General features: G+C 33.0%; 20 protein-coding genes. 15 read left to right on the top strand and 5 right to left on the bottom strand.

Features of this window, described 5'->3' with window-relative positions:
- The first annotated feature begins 82 nt into the window (after positions 1-82).
- From BM120_RS11185 to BM120_RS02495, 6 genes are all read left to right on the top strand, one after another.
- A complete protein-coding gene (locus BM120_RS11185) occupies positions 83-214 on the top strand; it encodes a hypothetical protein (RefSeq protein ID WP_278335312.1) in 132 nt (43 codons plus the stop codon).
- Positions 215-285: 71 nt separating this feature from the next.
- Positions 286-1,296 (top strand): 3-deoxy-7-phosphoheptulonate synthase, encoded by a 1,011-nt coding sequence (gene aroF, locus BM120_RS02515; protein ID WP_091992945.1) that lies wholly within the window; start codon positions 286-288, stop codon positions 1,294-1,296.
- Between the two features lies 1 nt (position 1,297).
- A complete protein-coding gene (locus BM120_RS02510) occupies positions 1,298-2,113 on the top strand; it encodes a prephenate dehydrogenase (RefSeq protein WP_091992943.1) in 816 nt (271 codons plus the stop codon).
- Positions 2,110-3,342 (top strand): 3-phosphoshikimate 1-carboxyvinyltransferase, encoded by a 1,233-nt coding sequence (aroA, locus tag BM120_RS02505; protein WP_091992942.1) that lies wholly within the window; start codon positions 2,110-2,112, stop codon positions 3,340-3,342. The genes BM120_RS02510 and aroA overlap by 4 nt, the downstream gene beginning before the upstream one ends.
- Complete coding sequence (gene aroC, locus BM120_RS02500; protein ID WP_091992940.1) at positions 3,339-4,439, top strand: chorismate synthase; 1,101 nt, start codon at positions 3,339-3,341, stop codon at positions 4,437-4,439. Before aroA ends, aroC begins: the two co-directional genes overlap by 4 nt.
- A 16-nt stretch (positions 4,440-4,455) precedes the next feature.
- Positions 4,456-5,694 (top strand): shikimate kinase, encoded by a 1,239-nt coding sequence (locus tag BM120_RS02495; RefSeq protein WP_091992938.1) that lies wholly within the window; start codon positions 4,456-4,458, stop codon positions 5,692-5,694.
- Positions 5,695-5,915: 221 nt separating this feature from the next.
- On the opposite strand, the gene BM120_RS02490 is transcribed toward BM120_RS02495, so the two are convergent.
- Together BM120_RS02490 and BM120_RS02485 are read right to left on the bottom strand one after the other, a co-directional pair.
- A complete protein-coding gene (locus BM120_RS02490) occupies positions 5,916-6,488 on the bottom strand; it encodes a manganese efflux pump MntP (RefSeq protein WP_091992936.1) in 573 nt (190 codons plus the stop codon).
- 8 nt (positions 6,489-6,496) lie between these two features.
- On the bottom strand, positions 6,497-7,234 hold the full coding sequence (locus tag BM120_RS02485; RefSeq protein WP_091992934.1) for a PepSY domain-containing protein: 738 nt from the start codon (positions 7,232-7,234) through the stop codon (positions 6,497-6,499).
- Between the two features lie 593 nt (positions 7,235-7,827).
- Here BM120_RS02485 and BM120_RS02480 point away from each other — a divergent pair.
- The 3 genes from BM120_RS02480 (at position 7,828) to BM120_RS02465 (ending at position 12,132) form a co-directional block, all read left to right on the top strand.
- Complete coding sequence (locus BM120_RS02480; protein WP_091992932.1) at positions 7,828-8,478, top strand: hypothetical protein; 651 nt, start codon at positions 7,828-7,830, stop codon at positions 8,476-8,478.
- Between the two features lie 708 nt (positions 8,479-9,186).
- Positions 9,187-10,545 carry a Trk system potassium transporter TrkA gene (gene trkA / locus BM120_RS02470; protein ID WP_091992929.1) on the top strand — a complete coding sequence of 453 codons (1,359 nt, stop codon included), beginning with the start codon at positions 9,187-9,189 and terminating at the stop codon, positions 10,543-10,545.
- Positions 10,546-10,680: 135 nt separating this feature from the next.
- The gene (locus tag BM120_RS02465) at positions 10,681-12,132 is read left to right on the top strand and encodes a TrkH family potassium uptake protein (protein WP_091992928.1); all 1,452 of its coding nucleotides are present in this window, start codon (positions 10,681-10,683) and stop codon (positions 12,130-12,132) included.
- A 212-nt stretch (positions 12,133-12,344) separates the two neighbouring features.
- On the opposite strand, the gene BM120_RS02460 is transcribed toward BM120_RS02465, so the two are convergent.
- From BM120_RS02460 to BM120_RS02445, 3 genes are all read right to left on the bottom strand, one after another.
- Positions 12,345-13,271 (bottom strand): diacylglycerol/lipid kinase family protein, encoded by a 927-nt coding sequence (locus tag BM120_RS02460; protein WP_091992926.1) that lies wholly within the window; start codon positions 13,269-13,271, stop codon positions 12,345-12,347.
- 74 nt (positions 13,272-13,345) lie between these two features.
- Entirely contained in the window at positions 13,346-13,735 is a 390-nt protein-coding gene (locus BM120_RS11250) for an energy-coupling factor ABC transporter permease (RefSeq protein ID WP_143076504.1), read from the bottom strand.
- 27 nt (positions 13,736-13,762) lie between these two features.
- Positions 13,763-14,140, bottom strand: coding sequence for a CbiQ family ECF transporter T component (locus tag BM120_RS02445; protein WP_278335317.1), 378 nt, complete (start codon positions 14,138-14,140; stop codon positions 13,763-13,765).
- A 248-nt stretch (positions 14,141-14,388) separates the two neighbouring features.
- Between BM120_RS02445 and BM120_RS02440 the strand changes: the two genes are divergently transcribed.
- The 6 genes from BM120_RS02440 to BM120_RS02415 all read left to right on the top strand — a co-directional run bounded on the left by BM120_RS02440 (position 14,389) and on the right by BM120_RS02415 (position 21,931).
- A complete protein-coding gene (locus BM120_RS02440) occupies positions 14,389-15,591 on the top strand; it encodes an FprA family A-type flavoprotein (protein WP_091992922.1) in 1,203 nt (400 codons plus the stop codon).
- A 15-nt stretch (positions 15,592-15,606) separates the two neighbouring features.
- Positions 15,607-16,071 carry a dCTP deaminase/dUTPase family protein gene (locus BM120_RS02435; protein WP_091992921.1) on the top strand — a complete coding sequence of 155 codons (465 nt, stop codon included), beginning with the start codon at positions 15,607-15,609 and terminating at the stop codon, positions 16,069-16,071.
- Positions 16,072-16,464: 393 nt separating this feature from the next.
- Positions 16,465-17,898 (top strand): NADP-dependent phosphogluconate dehydrogenase, encoded by a 1,434-nt coding sequence (gene gndA / locus BM120_RS02430; RefSeq protein WP_091992919.1) that lies wholly within the window; start codon positions 16,465-16,467, stop codon positions 17,896-17,898.
- Positions 17,876-19,252, top strand: coding sequence for a glucose-6-phosphate dehydrogenase (gene zwf / locus BM120_RS02425; protein WP_242941531.1), 1,377 nt, complete (start codon positions 17,876-17,878; stop codon positions 19,250-19,252). Before gndA ends, zwf begins: the two co-directional genes overlap by 23 nt.
- Before the next feature lie 111 nt (positions 19,253-19,363).
- Positions 19,364-20,290: a thioredoxin-disulfide reductase gene (gene trxB / locus BM120_RS02420; protein WP_091992917.1), complete on the top strand. Its 927-nt coding sequence runs from the start codon at positions 19,364-19,366 to the stop codon at positions 20,288-20,290.
- Between the two features lie 363 nt (positions 20,291-20,653).
- Complete coding sequence (locus BM120_RS02415; protein WP_091992916.1) at positions 20,654-21,931, top strand: adenylosuccinate synthase; 1,278 nt, start codon at positions 20,654-20,656, stop codon at positions 21,929-21,931.
- Positions 21,932-22,035 lie beyond the last annotated feature (104 nt).

The raw sequence follows: 22,035 nt of genomic DNA, 5'->3' as shown, positions 1-22,035 counted from the left end.
TAAGTTGGTTATTTTTTTATTTATGCTTTACACTAATAATTAATGATGATACAATACTAAAAAAACGAAGGGAGAAATTGTCATGAATAAGTTAAACGCACAACTAAAGTCTTACAACTATTATTACTATTTTAACTTTACTAGCAGTGGTAAGGCTTTTTCTGATGTGCAAAAACTAGATACAGTTGACTTATTCTTAATAATAGACAATTGATATTTTAGTATTTTAGCCTCTTGGATTAGCCAAGAGGCTTTTTTTATTATTTTTTATGGAGGGATTTTGGTATGATAGTCAAACTTAGAAAAAACGTAAAGCTTGAGCAAATTGAGAAGCTGATAGGATTTATTGAGTCCTTGGGATTTGAAGTAGACTGTTCTTTTGGTGAGAATACAGCTCTTCTCGGATTAATAGGAGATACATCTAGACTTGATTCGAGTATTATTAAATCGTTTGAAGCTGTTGATGAAATTGTCAGAATTCAAGAGCCTTATAAGAGAGCCAATAGAAAATTCCATCCAGAGGACACTATTGTAACCTTGGAAAATGGAACAAAAATAGGTGGCGGTAATTTTTGTTTGATAGCTGGACCTTGTTCAGTGGAATCAGAAGAACAAATTATCGCGGTTGCAAAAAGAGTGAAGGAGGCTGGGGCAAATATATTAAGAGGAGGAGCCTTTAAACCTAGAACATCCCCATATTCTTTTCAAGGAAAGGGTGAGGCTGGTGTAAAGTTATTGCTAAAGGCAAAAGAAATAACAGGGCTGCCGATAATTTCAGAAATAATGGAAATTGGACAATTACCTCTATTTGAAGGTGTTGATATACTACAGGTTGGTGCAAGAAATATGCAGAATTTCGATTTGCTGAAGGTACTTGGAAAACAGTCGAAGCCAGTCCTTTTGAAAAGAGGGTTATCTGCAACATATGAAGAATTTCTGATGGCTGCAGAGTATATAATGTCGGAGGGGAATGATGATGTAATTCTTTGTGAGAGAGGTATTAGAACTTTTGAAACTGGAGTTAGAAATACTCTTGATATAACAGCTATTCCCGTTCTTCATGAAAAAACACATCTTCCAGTTATTGTTGATCCATCACACTCATCTGGAGTGTCGAGGCTAGTGAAGCCGCTTAGCTTGGCATCAGTTGGGGCTTCATGTGATGGCTTGATAATAGAGGTTCATAATGATCCGGAAAATGCATTGTGTGATGGGAATCAGTCTTTGAGACCAGATGAATTTGATGATATGGCAAGGTCAATATTTAGATTAAAGGAAGCGATGATGGTGGTGTAGTATGAATATAGGAATAATTGGTTTGGGTTTGATTGGAGGCTCCTTTGCTAAATCCTTGAAGAAAAATACGAAGCATATGGTGTTTGGGTTTGATATTGATGGACAATCGATAGACCTAGCGCTAAATGATAATAGCATTGACTTTAAACTAGATACCGATGACCTACTCAATATTGATCTTGTAGTTTTGGCATTGAGACCAAAGGATGCATTGAGATTTGTAAGAGAAAATAAAAATATTCGAGGCTGGGTGATGGATCTTTGTGGAGTGAAAAAGAATATTTCGAGAGAGCTTGAATATTTGTCATCAAGGAATAACTTCGAATATATTGGCGCACACCCAATGGCAGGAAGAGAGATAGGGGGATATACAAGCAGTCTTGATGATTTATTCGAAGGTGCATCTATAATACTCACAAAAAGAAATATACCCAATGAGATTTTGAATATCCTTTCAGAAATGGGATTTTCGGTACAATATTGTGATGCGGATACTCATGATAGAATGATCGCATACACCTCACAGCTATCTCATATTGTATCTAACGCTTTTGTAAAATCAAAGGTGGCTTTAAAGCATAATGGTTTTTCGGCAGATAGTCTCAAGGATTTAACTAGAGTAGCAATGTTGGATGAATCTATGTGGACAGAGCTGCTGCTGGAGAATGACTATATAAAAGATGAATTAGATTTTCTGATAGACGAATTAAAAAAATATAGCGACCTTTTGGAAAAGAGGGACGAAAAAGGCTTGGAATTATTGTTGAGAGAAGGTAAAGAAAGAAGGGATTTAATGTATCCCAGAGGTGTGAAATGAAAGTAAAGCCATCGAAATTAGAGGGGAGTGTCAAAGCAATACCATCAAAATCATTTGCTCATAGGGCTATTATTTGTGCCGCTATTTCAGACGGTGTGTCGCAAATAATTTTTGATAAAACATCTGATGATATAGATGCGACGGTAAATTGTCTTAGAGCATTAGGTGCAAAAATCGAAAAATTTGAATATGGAGTTATAGTACAGGGCATATCGAAATTAGACAATATACCCACTATAGACTCAAAGGAAAGTGGCTCTACCTTTAGATTTTTGTTGCCACTTGCTTCTACTATTTATGAGCAGGCAATTTTCAAAGGTGAGGGCAGGCTGCCAAAAAGACCAATAAAGGATTTGATGGATGCAATGAGACATAGAGGTGTGGAATTTGATTCGGAGTGTTTGCCATTTAAAACAAATGGGCTTTTGACACCAGGTAGGTATGAGATAAGAGGCGATGTAAGCTCACAGTATATTTCTGGATTGTTATTTGCTGCCTTGAATCTGAATGGAAGCTCTGAAGTAATTGTAAATACAAACCTTGAGTCCAAGAGCTATGTGGATATTACGGTTGAAGTAATGAGAGCCTTTGGTGCAGATATAATTGAAAATGAAAATGGTTTTTTAGTAAATACATCGAAATTGAAAGCGCAGACCTACAAAGTCGAAGGAGATTGGTCGAATTCTTCCTTCTTTTTGGTAGCAGGAGCATTCGGTAAAGTATCGGTGAAGGGGTTAAATGTAGAAAGTAGTCAAGGTGACAAAAAAATATTAAAAATATTAGATGATTTTGGTGCTGAGGTTATTATATCTAATGAAATTATGGTATCGTCATGTGGCAGAAATTCAATAGATGTCGATTTGGCGGATATACCAGATATGTTGCCTATATTATCGATATTGGCAGCTAGTGTTGATGGAGGCGTATCGCGATTTTATAATGCGTCGAGATTGAGGCTAAAAGAGAGCGACAGAATAAAATCGACTGTTGATTTAATCACTTCACTCGGTGGAAATGTAGAGGAAAGAAATGATGAGCTGTTGGTTTATGGAACGAATGGTTTAGTAGGAGGTATTGTTGACTCACACAATGACCATAGAATAGCAATGGCTGCGGCGATAGCTTCTATAATAAGCGAGAATGATATAGTTATTAAAAATTCGAAAGCTATAAATAAGTCATATCCAACTTTTTTTGACGATTTTGTAGATTTGGGAGGGAAAATATGAGTGCGACATTTGGAAATAATATTAAAACTACAGTTTTTGGTCAATCACATGGACATTATATAGGAGCTGTTGTTGACGGATTGCCACTGGGCTTTAAGATAGATATGGATAAGCTTGAAGAATTTATGCGAAGAAGGGCACCAGGGAAAAAGTATACGACAAAGAGAATTGAAGGAGATAATGTGGAATTTATCACTGGGGTTGAAAATGCTACGATAATATCCAATACAATATGTGCTGTAATAAAGAACAAAGACCACAATTCTGCTCACTACGAAATATTCAAGGATATTCCAAGACCGTCTCACGCCGATTATGTAGCAAATATAAAATACAATGGATTGATGGATATGAGAGGTTCAGGCTCGTTTTCTGGGCGATTAACAGCACCTATTTGTATTGTGGGTGGTATTGCAAAGCAGATTCTTCAAGAGAGAGGAATACAAATTGCTTCGAGGCTCAAGCAAGTTGGAGCTGAGATTGATGAAGAAATTGATATCGCAAAGCCGGATATGGGAAGGCTTGAAGAAATAAGTCGAAAAGATATTCCTGTTATTTCGAAGGAAGTCGAAGCTAGAATAGATAAATTATTAGAAGGTGTAAGAGAAGAAAAAGACTCAATCGGTGCTAAGATAGAATGCTTTGCAACCGGAATTCCAATTGGTCTGGGAGAGCCAAATCAGGATGGTATTGAATCTATTTTGTCGAGTAGAATTTTTTCCATTCCTGGAGTCAGAGCTATAGAGTTTGGATTAGGTGTTGAGGCTGCACATATGAAAGGCTCTGAGCACAATGATGAATTTGAAATTAGAGATAAGCGAGTATCAACCGTTACCAATAATGCGGGTGGAATAGTCGGTGGAATAAGTAACGGTATGCCGATTAACTTTACTGTAACTATGAAACCAACGGCATCAATTGGAAAGCGACAAAGGTCATTTTCTATGTCGAAAAAGGAATCTAAATATTTGCAAATAGAGGGAAGACACGATCCATGTATAGCTATTAGAGCATTGCCGGTGGTTGAAGCTGTATGCGCAATTGTCCTTCTGGATTTGATAGATATTTTTAAAGACTGTGAGTATATTTTTAGGTAATTATGTGGGGTATGATATGAAATACGGATTGTTGGGAAGAAAGCTGGGGCACAGCTTTTCGAAAAAAATACACAATTTGATAGATGGATACGACTATGATTTGTATGAAAAGGAGTTGGATCAAATAGAGCAATTTGTTAATGGGGATATAACAGGCTTCAACATTACTATACCATACAAGATAGAAGTCATGAAATATATTGATGAAATGACCAACAGAGCTAAGAAAATAGGATGTATAAATACAGTAATCAAAAAAAATGGAAAGGTAATAGGTGACAATACGGATTATTTTGGATTCGAGTATATGTTAGATAGTTTAGAAATCGGTGATATAAAATCTGCTTTAATTCTTGGAGATGGTGCAACATCCATGACAGTGGGGGCAGTGCTAGATGATAGAGGTATAACGTACACCAAGCTATCTAGAAAAACAGAGCCCTACTATTCGAGGTACTTGGATTACAAGGATGTCGAATTGCTGATAAATGCCACTCCTGTCGGTATGTATCCAAATAATGGAGAAAGGCTAATAGATATAAGTGAGTTCAATAATCTAAAAGGAGTTATAGACGTGATTTATAATCCAATGTGTACAAGGCTGCTTTTTGACGCAAAGGAAAAGAACATAAAATGCTGCAATGGACTTACTATGTTGGTTGCACAGGCTGCTGAGGCATATAATGTATTTTGTGGAAATAAGGTTGAGGATAGAAAAATGGAGAGGATAATAGAAAAGCTTTCGGTTGAAGGGAATATAGTGTTGATTGGAATGCCTAGTACAGGCAAATCTACCATTGGAAGGATAATATCAGAAAATACAGATAAACACCTAGTGGATTTTGATGAGGAGATTGTAAGAAAAACTGGTAAGAGTATTGAACGAATTTTTTTAGAAGATGGAGAAGCATATTTTAGGAAGCTAGAAAGTGAAATGTGTAGAGAATTTGGGAAAATGAATAATTTGGTAATAGCTACAGGTGGAGGCGTGGTTACTCAAATGGAAAATTATGAGCATTTAAAGCAAAATGGTAAAATATATCTTTTGAAGAGAAATTTGGAAGAGCTTGAGCTAGAAGGCAGACCACTTTTAAAGGATTTTGATAGTGTTTTGAAATTATGGGAGGATAGAAAGGACAGATATCAAAGCTTTTCTGACAAAGAGGTTGAAAACATTATGATAATGGAAGCCTCAAAAAAGATAATTGATGATTTTTACGGATATGATTATACAAAATGTGAGAATAGAATATAGTATTATCGTACTATGTATTTCTTGTGGATAAAGGAATCGTTGCGGAGCCAAAGTCAAAATAGTAGACTTGAGGGCAAAATATCTTTATGTAGAAGAAGTGAACGCTGAAGTATTAGATGATAAGGATGATGTTGCAGATTAATAAGCTACAAGCGAAGAAGCTCGCAAATTTGGGTAATTTCCCAAATAAATATTGCGAGCTGTCTTTGCTTGTATGTTTTTTAAAGTAAACCTTCCAATAAGATTTTTATTCCAATTATTATTAGAATTATTCCACCAAGTTTTTCTGAAGTATTTTTGTACCTCGAACCGAATTTGTGTCCAATATATACTCCAGCAGATGAAATGAAAAATGTTAGTATCCCAATGACAGAGGCTGCTTTTATAATATTAATATTTAGTAGAGCAAAGGAGAATCCAACTGCTAGTGCGTCTATGCTGGTTGCCACCGATAGCATTATCATATCCCTGATATCAATTTCCATAATTCCAGAAATATTGCAACAGACCTCCTCTTGGACAGATTCCTTTGATTCTCTAAGCATTTGGATTCCAATGATAGTCAGCAAAATAAATGCTATCCAATTGCTTATTCCGCTGACTAGGGAATAAAAATGACTACCTATAAAATATCCTATTATCGGCATTGCAGCTTGAAAAAATCCAAAAAACAGACCGATTATGATGGAATTTTTCCAGTTCATTTTCTTTTGACAGAGACCCTTACAGACGGACACAGCAAATGCATCCATGCTTAGTCCCACTCCAATACTGATTAAGTTGAAAAAGCTCATATTATTGTTTATTCTGCCTGAGAGCTTGTATCACTACTAGTAGATGTCGAACCAGAATCTTGTGTAGTGTCTGAATTTATTGATGTATCAGATGATGACTGAAGTGTGCTTGGATCTACAACTTTTCCAGTTTCAGCATCAATTGTTATTTTTTCGAAGCTTTTAGTTTGCTTTTCAGAATTGTCATTTTTGTTTTCGGTTTTAGTATCATTTTCGAATTTCACAGTACCATCGGCAAGCTCAAATTCATATAGATTTTGACCATTTTTTGAATATAGCTTGTAAGATATTACTTGTACATTTTCGTTTTTAGATTTTGAGATAGCGAATTTTGCTGCCTTATCAAGATCTAAGACTGGAACGAAATCTATTAAATTACGTTTTTTACTACTATCCAATGTAGCTTCTTCTGTATTTGTAATTTTGCCTGTTGATGCATCAATTGTTAGAATTACATTTTTTTTCTTTTTCGATATTGCATCAATCGTATATACATACTTTCCGTTTACAGGCTCAAGCTTGACAGAGCATATGCTTCCAGCCTTGTTTTCTGTGGTGAATTTCAGCATTGCAGATTGCATTGAAATGATCTTTGCAGTTCTAACATCCATGAAATTTTCAAGCTTTGGAGTGTTTACCTCCTTTTCTTCATTGTTATTGCTGGAGCATCCCATCAACGAGCCTCCAATCAATAAACAAACTGTAAATACTATAGCCTTATTTGAAATTTTGTTTTTTATATTCATATTTCTTCCCCCTCGAAAAAAATTATCACTATATAAGATTATACAATAAATTATGAAATAATTGAATGTTATTGAACAATGTTTTTTTATAATTAAGCTGAAATTTTGAATAGTATCTTGAAAAGAGAATATATCAATTTGCGAAAATAGGGAACAAAAGGCTGTTAAAGAGCTATATATTTGCAGATAAAGATTACGTACACACTCATAAGCCTAATAAAAAAGAGGAAGCATGAAAATTAACTACTTTGATAATTAGTATGAAAAAACTCCATAAAAAGTTGACACTATCACAAAATAACAACATATCAAATACGAAAAAATTGACCAATATTTATTTTGAATGATATAATAAAACAAATAAAAAGCTATATCAACATAATGTGAGTAACAAATTCATAGAAGTAAGATTAAAGAAGCAAGAGTTGACTCAAATTAAGCTATTAGATAAGCTTTTTCGATTTTTTGTTAAGATACATTAAGTGAGACGCAATTTATAAGAAACATAAAAAATCTAAGGAGGGAGACTTAGATCTGTACTTTACTTAAATTCAGTATTATTAATAAAAAAAATAATAGGGGTATTGTAGATTATGAGAAAAAAATTAAAAACAAAAATGAGAGTAGTCGCACTTACAGGGATAATTATGTCAACAACTCTGTCAACATCGGTGTATGCAGTTGATAATTATTATTACAAAAAATTAAAAAATTATGAAATAACTTCAGTAGATGATAGTAGTATAGTCGTTAATTCTGGAAATATAACCGAAAAAATCACAGTCATTGAAAATAATAATATGAGAAAAATAACGATTTATAATACGAACACTGGAGGGGAAAATTATCTGATTTTTAATAAAGCAGATAATTCAATTTATTCGTCAATTACAGATAAAACAACTTTTATCGAAGAACAAGATTCAAATATAACTACGTATGCAGACAGGCATTATAGTACGGTGTTTATTTCTTATGCAGAATTTAAAAACTCTATAGGAAATACTGCAACAGTTGGGGGTGTTCTAGGATTAATATTAGCTAAAGTTCCAGGGGCACAGGCAGCTGGTGGTGTAATCGGAACTATTAGTACACTAGTGGGTGGTGGCTCATTATTTATTCCTAATGATTCTAAACATGGACTGAAGTTTGGGATTGAAACAGTTAAACGTTATAGATACAGATTAGGGAAGAGACATGTGTATAGAATAGATAAATATATTACATCAGTTAGCCGTTACTAGGAAAGAGGTGTTTATGATTCAAAAAATTTTAGGTTTACTATATTTAATTGCTACAATCATGATGGCACTAATATTTAACAACAAAATAACTAACAACAAGAGTTTAGCTTTTATGATTTATATTTTGCAAGCTACAAGCTTCTTTGGATATATTTATCTGACTAATATAGAGAAAAAAATTAAGATATGTATAGGTTTGTCTTTGCTTGTTTTTAGCTGTATTTTCTTAAGATATATGCTGATAAAAGGATAGCTATAATAGTTAATCACGTATTTAAAAATCAGATAAATTTTACAAAAAGAGATAGTTGTGGTAATAAAATAAAATATAATTGGAAAAGAGCTCCTTTATAGGAAAACTTTGATAAAATTTTTAATGCTATGGTTTCAAGCCCATTTGAGCTTGATCTGTAGCATATTTTATTTATTTCATAACAATACCTTTGGTCTCAAAATTCTAAATCCAAGCGATTATTTTTAAGTATTTTATTTACTTTGTTTCGAATTGCATGGATTAATTTATTATTTTAAACTCAAAAACGATATAATCACAAAATAACAATTATTTAGAGATATTAATATACAACATATGCTTTACATGGTATAATCACTAATGAAAGAATTAAGTATGGTTACGATTAGATATAAATATTGAAATAATAATATTTGTGAATTTGTTTTTTAAAAAATATTTGAGGAGGATTTGTTTTGAAGATAGTAGTTATAGGTGGAGGAAAGGTCGGAAGAAAAATTTCTGAAGAGCTGTCTCAAGATATGCATGATGTGACTGTTATAGATCAAAATATGGATGTAATTAATAAAATTAACTCTTTTCAAGATGTAGCCTGCTTCAATGGTAATGCTATAGACTACGAAGTACAAAAGGAAGCTGGTATAGATAGTGCGGATTTGGTTATAGGCTGCACATCTTCTGATGAAATAAATATGTTTTCGTGTCTTTTTGCAAAGAAATTTGGGGCTAAAAATACAATTGCCAGAGTTAGAAATCCACTTTATTACAATCAATTAAATCATATTAAAAATGATTTGGGATTGAGCATGGTAATAAATCCAGAATTTGTGGCGGCAAACGAAATATCGAGAATTATCAGATTTCCATCGGCGCTGAAGGTAGAAACCTTTGCAAAGGGTAAGATAGAGCTATTGGAATTTAAAATTTATCAAAGCTCACCACTTGTGGGCAAAAATCTAAATGAGATAAGGAACGAATACAAAATCAAATTTCTTATCTGTGCAATCCAGAGAAAGGATGCAGTGATAATTCCAAAAGGAAACATAGAGCTAGAGGTGGGTGACAAAATAAGTATTGCAGCATCACACGAGGATTTGGAGTTGTTTTTAAAGCGAATCGGTGGATTGAAAAGAAAAATAAAAACTGTAATGATTATAGGTGCAAGTAAGATAACATACTATTTGTGCAAAAGTCTGGAAGGTATAAATATAAAGATAAAAATAATTGAAAAGGATATAGAATCATGTAGACAAATCGGTGAATTATTACCGAATGTCGATGTAATACATGGTGATGGAACAGATATACAATTACTGGAAGAAGAAGGGTTTGATGATGTTGATGCATTTATTTCATTGACAGGAATAGATGAAGAAAATATCATTCTTTCAATGCTTGCAAATGGAAAAAATATTCCAAAGGTCGTTACAAAGGTTAGTAACACAACGTTCAAAGATTTAGCAAATAATTTTCAGCTAGATACGGTCGTGTCTCCAAAGGATTTGACTAGTGCTATAATACTAAGATATGTAAAAGCAATGAATAATTCTTATGGTAGTAAATTGAATTATTTATACAGAATAGTAAATAACAGGATTGAGGTTCTCGAATTTACTGTTAGTAGAGAATGCAAAATAATAAATACACCTCTTAAGGACATGAAGATAAGAGATGATTTATTGATTGCGTGTATTGTAAGACAGGGAACATTGATAATTCCTCAGGGCAATGATACGATACAAGAGGGCGACAATATCATAATAGTAACTTCAAATCTGAATATCAGTGAAATTACCGATATTGTGAGCAAATAAAATAAAATTTATCCTATTCTTTGTATTTTTAAAATGGCTAAAATAGCAAAATATTTGTAAAATATTGAGTTAAATGAATTTATTATATTTTGTTTTTAGTGGAAATTTGGATAAATATTTTGTAGAGGTAAAAAAATGAATTATGAGATGATGAAATATGTTCTGATGAGCATATGTAAAATTGAAGGGCTTTTGTTGCTCATACCTGTTTTTGTATCCATTATTTATAAGGAATATCAAATAGCAGGGAAAATGGCAATAGTTGCAATAGCATTTGCTCTTATTGGTATGGTGTTTACTAGAAAAAAACCAAAAAAAATAGATATTTTTGCAAAAGATGGATTGATAATCGTAGGTATAACTTGGATAATATTTTCGATAATAGGAGCTATCATTTTTTATGTAACGGGTTCAATTCCAAGCTTCGTAGATGCATTTTTTGAGACTGTTTCAGGGTTTACTACAACGGGATCGACAATATTGACAGATATAGAATCTCTTTCCAAAGGAATATTGTTTTGGAGAGCATTCACTCATTGGATAGGTGGAATGGGGGTATTGGTGTTCGTTATGGCAATCATACCTCTTGCAGGTAGAAACTCAATGAGTATTATGAAAGCCGAAGTTCCTGGTCCAACTGTTGATAAATTAGTTCCAAAGGCAAAGCAGACAGCAAAATTACTGTACATTATCTATATTGGATTGACAGGATTGGAGGTTGTATTGCTGATGATAGGCAAAATGCCTCTCTATGACAGCATTGTTCATGCCTTTGCAACAGCTGGAACTGGAGGATTTTCAATAAAATCTGCTAGTGTAGGTTATTACCAAAGTGCATATATAGACTGGGTTGTTACAATTTTTATGGTATTGTTTGGAATAAACTTTAATTTATTTTATTTAGCAATTTTAAATAATTTTAATAGGATAGTTAGAAGTGAAGAGCTGAGAGTATATTTGGCGATAATAATAGTGTCGACACTATTGATATCAATCAATGTATACAATATGTATAACTCTATTTCAGATTCCTTGAGATATTCAGCGTTTCAAGTTGCATCCATTATCACTACTACTGGATTTATGAATACTGATTTTAATTTATGGCCACAATTTTCAAAATCAATTCTTTTGATTTTGATGATAGTTGGAGCCTGTGCTGGTTCTACTGGAGGTGGCATAAAGGTTTCAAGAATTATTATTATTGCAAAGCACATGAGAATAGAATTGAAAAAGATAATACACCCAAGATCGGTTTCAAATGTAAAGGTAGATGGAAAAATAGTTGAAAATAATGTAATCAGAAGTGTATCTGGATATATAATGATATATTTTATGCTTATTTTGTTTTCATTTCTGCTGATATCAATAAATGGATTTGATTTTGAGACATCAATAACATCTGTTATAACATGTATTAATAATGTTGGTCCTGGATTGGGTAGCTTAGTTGGTCCGGTTGGAAGCTTTTCAATGTTTTCAAGCTTTTCGAAAATTGTGCTGTCAATAGATATGCTACTTGGAAGACTTGAAATATTTCCTATACTGATATTGTTTAGCCCTAGAATATACAAGAGAAGATTTTAGACGATAAATTTATACATGATGAAAGAAAATAGGTTTGATTTGAGAGTATTTATGACTCGAAAGTAGTTCTATGCAAGAAGTATCCTACATTCTAAGGTATGAAAATGAATGTGGATACTTTTTTGTATAGAACTTTTTTGTTATAATTTTATAATTATTTTTAGATCGAAATCAACTTTTCATATAGTGTTATTTTCACTTTGTATATCAAATTACCTGCATATCCAAAACGGATATTTTTCAAGTTCGAATTTCATATTTATTATTTCAGGTGATTGTGATTCTCCGTCTGCTTGTATATATTGTGGAACTCTTGTTTTTACAATCATCGAGGCTGAACCAAGCCTATTTATTTTTTCATATCTTTCGAAATGATCTCCAAATTTAAGTATTCTATATAGAATCATAACAAGGTCAGTAAACTTTATTTCATTTGCCACAACAAACCCAAGCTCATTGTTATTGCTTGTTGAGTGTGGATCTATTTTAACCCCACCACCAAAATATGGATGATTGGTTACTAAAGCGAGTATACAGTTGTCAAACCTATACTCCTTATTATTAATTTCCAAGGCTACGTCAAAATTTTTGTGCTTTCTAACTGCACTTACAATATAGTGGAAATATGATAGTTTGCCAAGACCCATTTTTTTTAATAGGCTTTTTCCTGTGCTGACACTACTTAGATATATTATAATTGCATCAATACCAAATCCAATACTGTTTATTGAATAGCCAACATTATCAGAATTAAGATTTGTAAATTTGATTATTTCCAATTCTTCAGGCGCTTCTAGCTTTAAAAGTGAATCTATAAATTTCTCAGGATTGGAGGTTATTTTTAGTTCTCTGGCAAAATCATTACCTATGCCGCTTGGTAAATACGCTATTGGTTTTTTGCTGTCAATCATTTTAAGTGCATTAACTGCTTCGTGGAGAGTTCCATCTCCACCAATTAGCACAAGCTTTTCATTCTCAGTCGATAGCTTTTTTACCAGCTCAATGGTGTGACCCTTATATTCAGAAATATTTACCGAGTACGAAATGGATTTTTTGTCGCAGTATTCCAATAGGCTTTTTAGAGTTTTTTTCCCTGTATTTCCACCTGCTCCTATGTGTGAAACTATGTTTATTTTCATGTTATTCTACCTTACTTTATGTTTATTTTATTTTTTCTTCAGAAAGTTTCTTTTGATGAGTCCTTTCTACAAATCTACCCATGAAAAAAGCAATTATTCCAACTCCAATTCCGGTTTGAACACAAAACAGGAGATTTTCTAGTTACGCAATATGTAATCAGGTCGCCGAGGGCAGCTGCAAAAAAATTTGATATATGATTATTTATTTTTGCTTTTTTGCAGATATAATAAATGCCGTATGTGACAAAAGGTCCGGCTATAGTCATTGAGAATATACTTGCTCCCAATGTCTTCAATCTACAATGTGCCAAAAATGCTAGACAGACAACACTCCAGGAAATACAAAACATTGGTAGAAGGTATCCCTCCATAATGTACATTGCATTTGAATCAGGAAACATAAGTAATATAAATGTAATTGCGAGTGTAAAAATAATTGCTTTCCTTTCTCTACTATTATACATTTTTTACCTCCATTCTAAAATATTTTTTTATAATAAACTTGAAAAATCTGCCTTTATTTCTGTTTCATAAAAATTCAATCTGCCAGTGTAGCATCTGGAATCCATTGATCTGTTGTATAGCTCAAGTTTTTGCAGTGATGAAACAAATAGGCTACTCATGATATTTCCAAATGTTTTGCATGATGTAAAGAAGCCATTATATCCATTTCTTGATTTGGCTGAATATTTCATTTGTGTATATGTACTAAAAAAAATAAAAACAAATCTGTACATAAAATACATAATATCTACTATCAATTTTGGTATTTTAAATTTGTTTAGTGATACTATTATTCTATGCATTGGTGTTGTCAATATCAGCATCTGCATACAGCTAACTGCTTCAAATGCCTTGAAAAAAAAGATTTATAGCAATCCAAATTTGTGAATGAGATGTGGTTATATATATTCGTCCGATTTTGACAATGATAATCCCAGCTTGAGGTTGAGATTGCTATAATTACAATGTTTTAAGCAAGTAAGAAGCATATAGAGTATCTATATTTTGTGTTGTATAATGTGTTCATTCTATTGTATAATGTAAATTAAGTGAGATCGCATTTATTTATTAATTCACATAAGCTATAGAGCATGGAATTGAAAGGAGAGTATTAATGAATACAGTTTCAGTAGAAATATTAAAAGATTTATTTTACATGGGAGTAAATGATAGAGAAACAAATTTATTTGAGAATATGTGGCCACTTCCACAGGGTGTTTCTTACAACTCTTACCTGATAGTGGATGAAAAAACAGCACTTATGGATACCGTAAAGATTACAAAAGTGGATGGATTTATCGATTCGTTGAAGGATAATTTAAATGGTAAAAAGTTGGATTACTTGGTGATTCATCATATGGAGCCAGATCATTCTGGATGCATTAAGACTGTTAGAGAGCTATATCCCGATGTCGTTTTAGTTGGAAACAAAAAAGCAAGAGGAATGATAAGTGACTATCTTGATATTGAGATAGGGGATAATTTCTTGGAAGTCAAAGATGGAGATGTACTAGAGCTAGGTAGACGAAGGCTTACTTTTGTAAATACTCCAATGGTTCACTGGCCTGAATCTATGGTAAGCTATGAGCCAAATGATAAGATATTGTTTTCACAAGATATTTTCGGCGGATTCGGAGCGTTGAATGGAACTATTTTTGATGACGAAATGAATTTTGATTTCTTCCAAGATGAAATGAGAAGATATTATTCAAATATAGTTGGGAAATACTCAAAGCAAGCTGTAAAAGCATTGGAAAAAGTAAGAAATCTTGATGTAAAGGTGATTTGCCCTGTTCACGGTATTGTGTGGAGAACAAATCCAGAAAGGATAATTGAAGAATATGTGAGGTATGCCAATCAAATAAACGAAGAAGGTGTGGTAGTCGTATATGGTTCAATGTATGGAAATACTGAAAAAATGGCAGATATTCTAGCTAGATTCCTTGCTGAAGAAGGTATAAAAAACGTAAAAATATTTGACGTTTCAAAGACACATGATTCATATATTTTGAGTGAAATATGGAAATATAAAGGCGTTATTCTTGGTAGCTGTACTTATAATAACTCAGTTTATCCTAATATGAATCAGCTGTTGTATACTTTGAAGATGAACAAGATTAATAATCATATACTTGGTATATTTGGTTCCTATGGATGGAGTGGTGGAGCTGTTAAGGAGCTTTCTGAATTTGCTTCTGAAGGTGGTAATTTTGAAGTGCTACCAACAATAGTTGAAACAAAGGGTACTGCTAAAGATGAAGATATTGAAGCTTTAAGACAGCTAGCAAAAGAAATGGCTCAGGCTTTAAGAGCATAGATTGAAGGTAGAAATATGGTTAGAGGCTTTGAATTAGTGGATGATAAATTTAGAAAGCATCCAGATTTAGAAATAAATTTACCTGTAAGAGGTACTTCAAAATCGGCAGGATATGATATAGTTACACCAGTCGATATAGTTATTCCTCCGAGAGGCAATTCTGGTGTAATATTTACAGATATAAAGTCATATATGCTGGAAGATGAAGTTTTAACAACTCATGTCAGAAGCTCAATCGGTATGAAAAGAGGCTTGGTGTTGGCTAATACTACGGGTATTATCGATTCGGATTATTACTCAAATCCCGACAATGATGGGAATATTGGCTTTATGCTAAGAAATTTAACTGATAAAGAGGTTGTTATAAAGGCTGGAGAAAGAGTTATTCAAGGAATATTCATCAAATATCTCACAGCTGATGATGATATGCCTGCTTCGGATATGAGATTAGGTGGAGTAGGATCTACGGGTAGAAAATAACAATCACTTTGCTATAAAATGAAAATTATGATATAATGTAGCTAAGTTCATAATGATATGCCTAAAAACAAATATAATAGAGTGAACGATATCTCTATTATGTAAGCTTCTACGCAGATGCTTACACAGAAGAGCTTGCATATTCCGTGAAAAATACTGTCGGATGCTGCAAGCTCTTTTTATATTTTGGATTGTTTTAAAGAATGATGTTTTTTACAAAAAAATGAATTAACCTGCAAAATAGGTTTTGTGATTGAAAGCATATAAAAAAGTGTATCATATAATTGAGAAAAGCTTTTAATGTGTTTTAGGTTTTTTAATACAATTTAAAAAATGACATGATGTAAATAACAATAACGTATAAAAAATATTTGTTTAGATAGGAGAAAAATTATGAAAAATAATATAGGTGTAATTGGATTATCGGTAATGGGAAAAAATTTGGCATTCAATTTTGCAGATAATGGATACAGGGTTTCGATATTTAATAGAACTATAGCAGTTGTTGATACGGCAAAAAGAGAATACTCTGGAGAAAATATATATCCAACATATTCGCTAGAGGAGTTTGTAGGCTCTCTTGAAAAACCTAGAAGAGTTTTTATTATGGTAAAATCTGGACAGCCTGTTGATTCAATGATTCAACAGCTATTAGATTATATCGAGGAGGGTGACATAATAATCGATGGTGGAAATTCATATTTTAAAGATACTATCAGAAGAACGAAGGAGCTGAGCGAAAGAAGGATTAATTTTATTGGAGTTGGGATATCTGGAGGAGAAGAAGGCGCACGGTTTGGACCTGCTATTATGCCAGGTGGAAAAAAAGATGTGTATGATTATGTGAGCGAAATGCTTGAACGTATTTCGGCAAAGGCTTATGGTGAACCTTGTTGCAGATACATTTCCGAAGACGGAGCGGGTCATTATTTAAAGATGGTACATAATGGAATAGAATATGCTGATATGCAGCTTATTAGTGAGGCATATTGGATTCTTAAAAATTTGGGAAAAATGGATAATAAAGAGATACAAGAGGCTTTCAAGGATTGGAATAAGGGAGAATTAGAAAGTTATTTGATTGAAATAACTTCAAATATACTTGGAGAAAAAGACGGAGATGACTATTTACTGGACAAAATTTTGGATAAGGCGTATCAGAAGGGAACTGGTAAGTGGACAAATTTGGAAGCCATCAATCTTGGAGTGGATATTTCTGTAATAACATCAGCTCTTAATGCCAGATTTATGTCTAATCTAAAGGATGAGAGAAAAATTGGAGAAGAATTATTTGGTAGAAGCTTGGGTGTTTATAATGGTCAATTCAAAAATATCGATGCGAGTACAATAGATAGAGAATTACTTGTGAGACTTGTAAAAAACTCACTTTACATCTCAAAGATAGTAGCATACGCTCAAGGCTTTAAATTGCTACTGTCTGCTCAAAAGGAATATGGTTGGAGATTGAATTTTTCTGAAATAGCAAAAATATTTAGGGGTGGATGTATAATTAGAGCAAGATTTTTAAATGATATTTCTGATGCTTTTTTGAGAGCTGGAGATATAGATAATTTGATATTCACAGATATATTCTCAGAAGAAATAAGAAAAAGAATAGATGATTTTAGAGAATTGATGTCTAAAGTAGTGGCTCTTGGGATTCCAGCAAATGCCATGAATTCGGCTTTGGGATATATTTATTCTTATTCAAATGGAAATAGTAGTGCCAATTTGATTCAGGCTCAGAGGGATTATTTTGGAGCCCATACCTTTGAGAGAATCGACAAAAAGGGGGTACATCATAATGAATGGAATAATGAAAACTAAAGGAATAATTATATTCGGTGGAACTGGAGATTTGGCATATAGAAAATTATTTCCCTCGCTATTTAATTTATACAGCCTTAATCAATTGGAAGACGGCTTTAAAATAGTTGGTGTTGGTAGGAGAAGCTTCACAAATCACCAATATAGAGCTATAATAAAGGACTGGATTATTAAATTTTCCAGAGTTGGTCATACTGAAGAAAAAGTAGAGCTTTTTTTAGATATGATACATTATTATGAGATGGATATGAACGATATCGAGATGTATGATGGTTTGGGAGAATTTTTAGGAAAATCAAATATCAACACAGACAGCTTGATTTACTACTATGCTGTATCTCCTCAATTGTTTACTCCTATAACCGACGGATTGAAATTGTCAAATTTGACGAACGATGCAAAGGTCATGATTGAAAAACCATTTGGAGAAACCTTGGAACTTGCTGAGAAGCTATATTTTAATTTGAAAACCTATTTTTCAGACAAAAACATATTTCATATAGATCACTATCTTGGGAAAGAGATGATTATAAATATTATGACTTTGAGATTTTCGAATGCTGTTTTTTATGGTATATGGAATAAGGATTTTATTGAAAGTGTTGAAATTAATGCATATGAAACACTTGGAGTGGATAGCAGAGGTGGATATTATGACAAGAGTGGGGCATTGGCAGATATGATTCAAAACCACCTGTTTCAAATAATGTCGATTGTGGCAATGGAAAAACCAGCTGATTTTTCCAGCACCTCTATAAAGGCTTCTCAGAGCGAAGTATTTAAATCCTTGAAAAGAATTGATTTTCGTAAAATTGATGAAAGTATAGTTATGGGTCAGTATAAAGGCTATTTAGAGGAATCAAAAGTATCCAAGGATTCTAAAACTGAAACGTTTGTGTCTATGAAGCTTGAAATACAAAATGATAGGTGGAATGGTGTTCCATTTATTCTGAGAACTGGAAAAAAGCTGGAAAGACGTGAAAGTGAAGTAGTGATAAATTTCAAAGCTATTGACAATAGAGAAAAAGGAAATACATTGGTAATAAAAATTCAGCCTGATGAAGGTGTAAAATTTGATTTTAATATTAAAAAGCCGGGAACTGAAAACAGCATTCAAGAGGTAAGTATGGATTTTTGTCAGAGCTGTATTTTGGAAAATAGAATGAATACACCTGAAGCCTATGAAAGACTGATAAAAGCTTGTATGGATTCTGATAAGAGTCTGTTTTCAATGTGGGATCATATTGAGTTAAGTTGGAAATACATAAATGAAATCGTATCAGCCTATAAAAAATACTCAAACAAGCTATACATTTATGAGCAGGGCAGCTTGGGACCTGATGAAAGTTTATAAATAAGTGTGTTCTATATGCTAAAAAAGGGTATAATTTAGTTATAGAATATAAAAAGTTGTGGAACATATTGATCTATATAATATAAAATTAGTTGCTTTGGAGGTAGAAAAATGAGTGATAGACAAATTTATGATATAATTATTGTTGGAAGTGGACCAGGTGGAATGACTGCGGGGATATATGGTGGAAGAGCGCAGCTGAAGACGTTGATACTAGAAAAGAATTTTCATGGTGGTCAGATGGTTTCAACTAGCGAAATTGAAAACTTCCCTGCCTTACCAGATACAAATGGAATAGAGCTATCAAATAAGATGCTTGAGCATGCCAAGAAATTTGGTGCAGAGATAGAATATAAAGGAGTTGACTCAATAGAAGTATTAGAGAATGGGTTAAAAAAATTGATATCTGGAAATGATGAATTTTTAACTAGAACTGTGATTTTATCGATGGGTTCTACGTCGAGAAAATTGGGAATTGATAATGAAGAAAAATTAACTGGAAGGGGAATTGGATATTGTGCTATATGTGATGGTGGCTTCTACAGAAATAAGGTGGTAGCTGTAAACGGTGGTGGAGATACTGCGGTTGAAGATGCCCTATATTTATCAAGAATCGCATCGAAGGTATATATTATTCACAGAAGAGATGAATTTAGAGCGAATAAAACTCTACAGACTAGATTATTTGAATCAGGTGTTGAGCCAGTATTAAATAGCACAATCAAGGATATTGCAGGTCAAGATAAGCTTGAATATATTACTACAGTAGATAAAAATAATGGAGAAGAAAGAAGATTAGACATTGACGGATTATTCGTTGCAATAGGAGGTATTCCTACTTCTGATCTAGTTAAGGATTTGGTTGAATTAAATCCACAGGGATATGTAATTACGAATGAGGATTGTGAAACTAGTGTTCCAGGAATTTATGCTGTTGGAGATATAAGACAAAAATCTTTAAGACAGGTTATAACAGCAGCTGCAGACGGTGCTATAGCTGTTCATGCGGCGGAAAAATATATACTTGAAAATAAATAGAATTGATGCTAGATGGCTAAAGCATATATTACTCTTGACTCGCACATTCTTTAAAATAGATTGTGCGAGTTTTAAAATACGAACATATAATTTAACGTATTTAAAATTATTCGCAATTTGCTCTTTACTAATTTACCCTTGACGTGATATAATTTATTGGTAATAGGCAGTGTTCTTGTGGGAAATTTTGTTTGTTGCAATATAAAATTTCATATCCATATAGGACACGATTTTTTTTGAAATAATAGTGGAAATGATCATTCAAATTAGTGCACTCATAGCTATGCTTCAATTGGATTAGCTCAATGAATCATAGTATTTGGTTACAAAATATTTTCATGAGGTATGGAAAGGACGTATATTATGTTAACAGCGATTACAGGAATAAATTGGGGAGATGAAGGTAAGGGAAGAATGGTAGACCTGCTTTCAGAAGACTATGATATTGTAGTTAGATATCAAGGAGGAAACAACGCAGGTCATACAGTAGTTAATGAGAGAGGAAGGTTTATACTTAATCTTCTACCTTCTGGAATTTTACGTTCAGATGTTGTCAATGTAATAGGTAATGGTGTTGTAATTGACATAAAGCACTTGGTAAATGAAATGAATAAGCTTATTGATTCGGGAATTGAAATATCACCAGATAACTTAAAGATAAGCGATAGAGCAGTAATAGTAATGCCTTATCATGTACAGCAAGATTGCTTAGAAGAGGAAAGATTGGCTGATGCTAAGTACGGTTCTACAAAGAGAGGTATAGCTCCGGTGTATGGAGATAAATATATGAAAAAAGGTCTGAGAATGGGGGAGCTTCTTGACAGCGAGGAAGATCTAAAATCTAGACTTAAAGGAATTATCGAATGGAAGAATTTGATGATTGAAAAGGGCTATGGTCAGGAGCCTATATGCTTTGATGAAATGTGGTCATATCTAAAAGAGTATGGTGATATAGCTAAGAAATTTGTTTGTGATACTGGTGTATATTTAAATGAGGCTAATAAAAATGGAAAAAATATAATGTTCGAGGCACAGCTGGGCGCATTGAGAGACATTGATTTTGGAATTTATCCTTTTACATCGTCATCTTCTACAATTGCTCCGTATGCTCCAATAGGTGCTGGAGTTCCAAACTTAAAATTGACAAAATCAATAGGTATTATGAAGGCTTATTCAACTTGTGTTGGTGAAGGACCATTTACTGCAGAGATGTTTGGAGAAAAAGCAGAGGAGCTTAGAAAAGCTGGAAATGAATACGGTGCTGCTACAGGAAGACCGAGAAGAGTTGGTGGGTTTGATATACTTGCATCAAGATATGGTGTAAGAGCTCAGGGCTCCGATGAAATAGCACTCACTAAATTGGATGTTCTTTCATATTTGGAAGAAATTCCTGTTTGTGTGGGATATACATACAATGGAGAAAAATTATCAGAATTTCCGATTGGAGAAAAATTATTCAAAGCAGAACCAGTTTATGAGTATAGAAAAGGTTGGATGAAGGATATTTCTGATTGTAGAGAGCTAGAAGAGCTTCCAAAAGAGGCAATAGACTATATTAAGTATATTGAAGAGGCTGTAGCCTGTAAGATAAAATATGTTTCAGTTGGTCCTGAAAGAGAACAATATATAGTTATGCCTTAGTCAATGGGTTAGCACATAAATTATTATAGAAAAATAAAAAGATGCAGATATTCAATTTTATCTGCATCTTTTAGAAATATGTTTTGTAGATTATGGAGGCTTTT

The organism is Peptostreptococcus sp. D1, from assembly GCF_900112955.1.
In the GTDB taxonomy this organism is placed as follows: domain Bacteria; phylum Bacillota; class Clostridia; order Peptostreptococcales; family Peptostreptococcaceae; genus Peptostreptococcus.
Note: the sequence above shows the minus strand (reverse complement) of the source record. Positions and strands in the feature narration are given on the sequence as shown.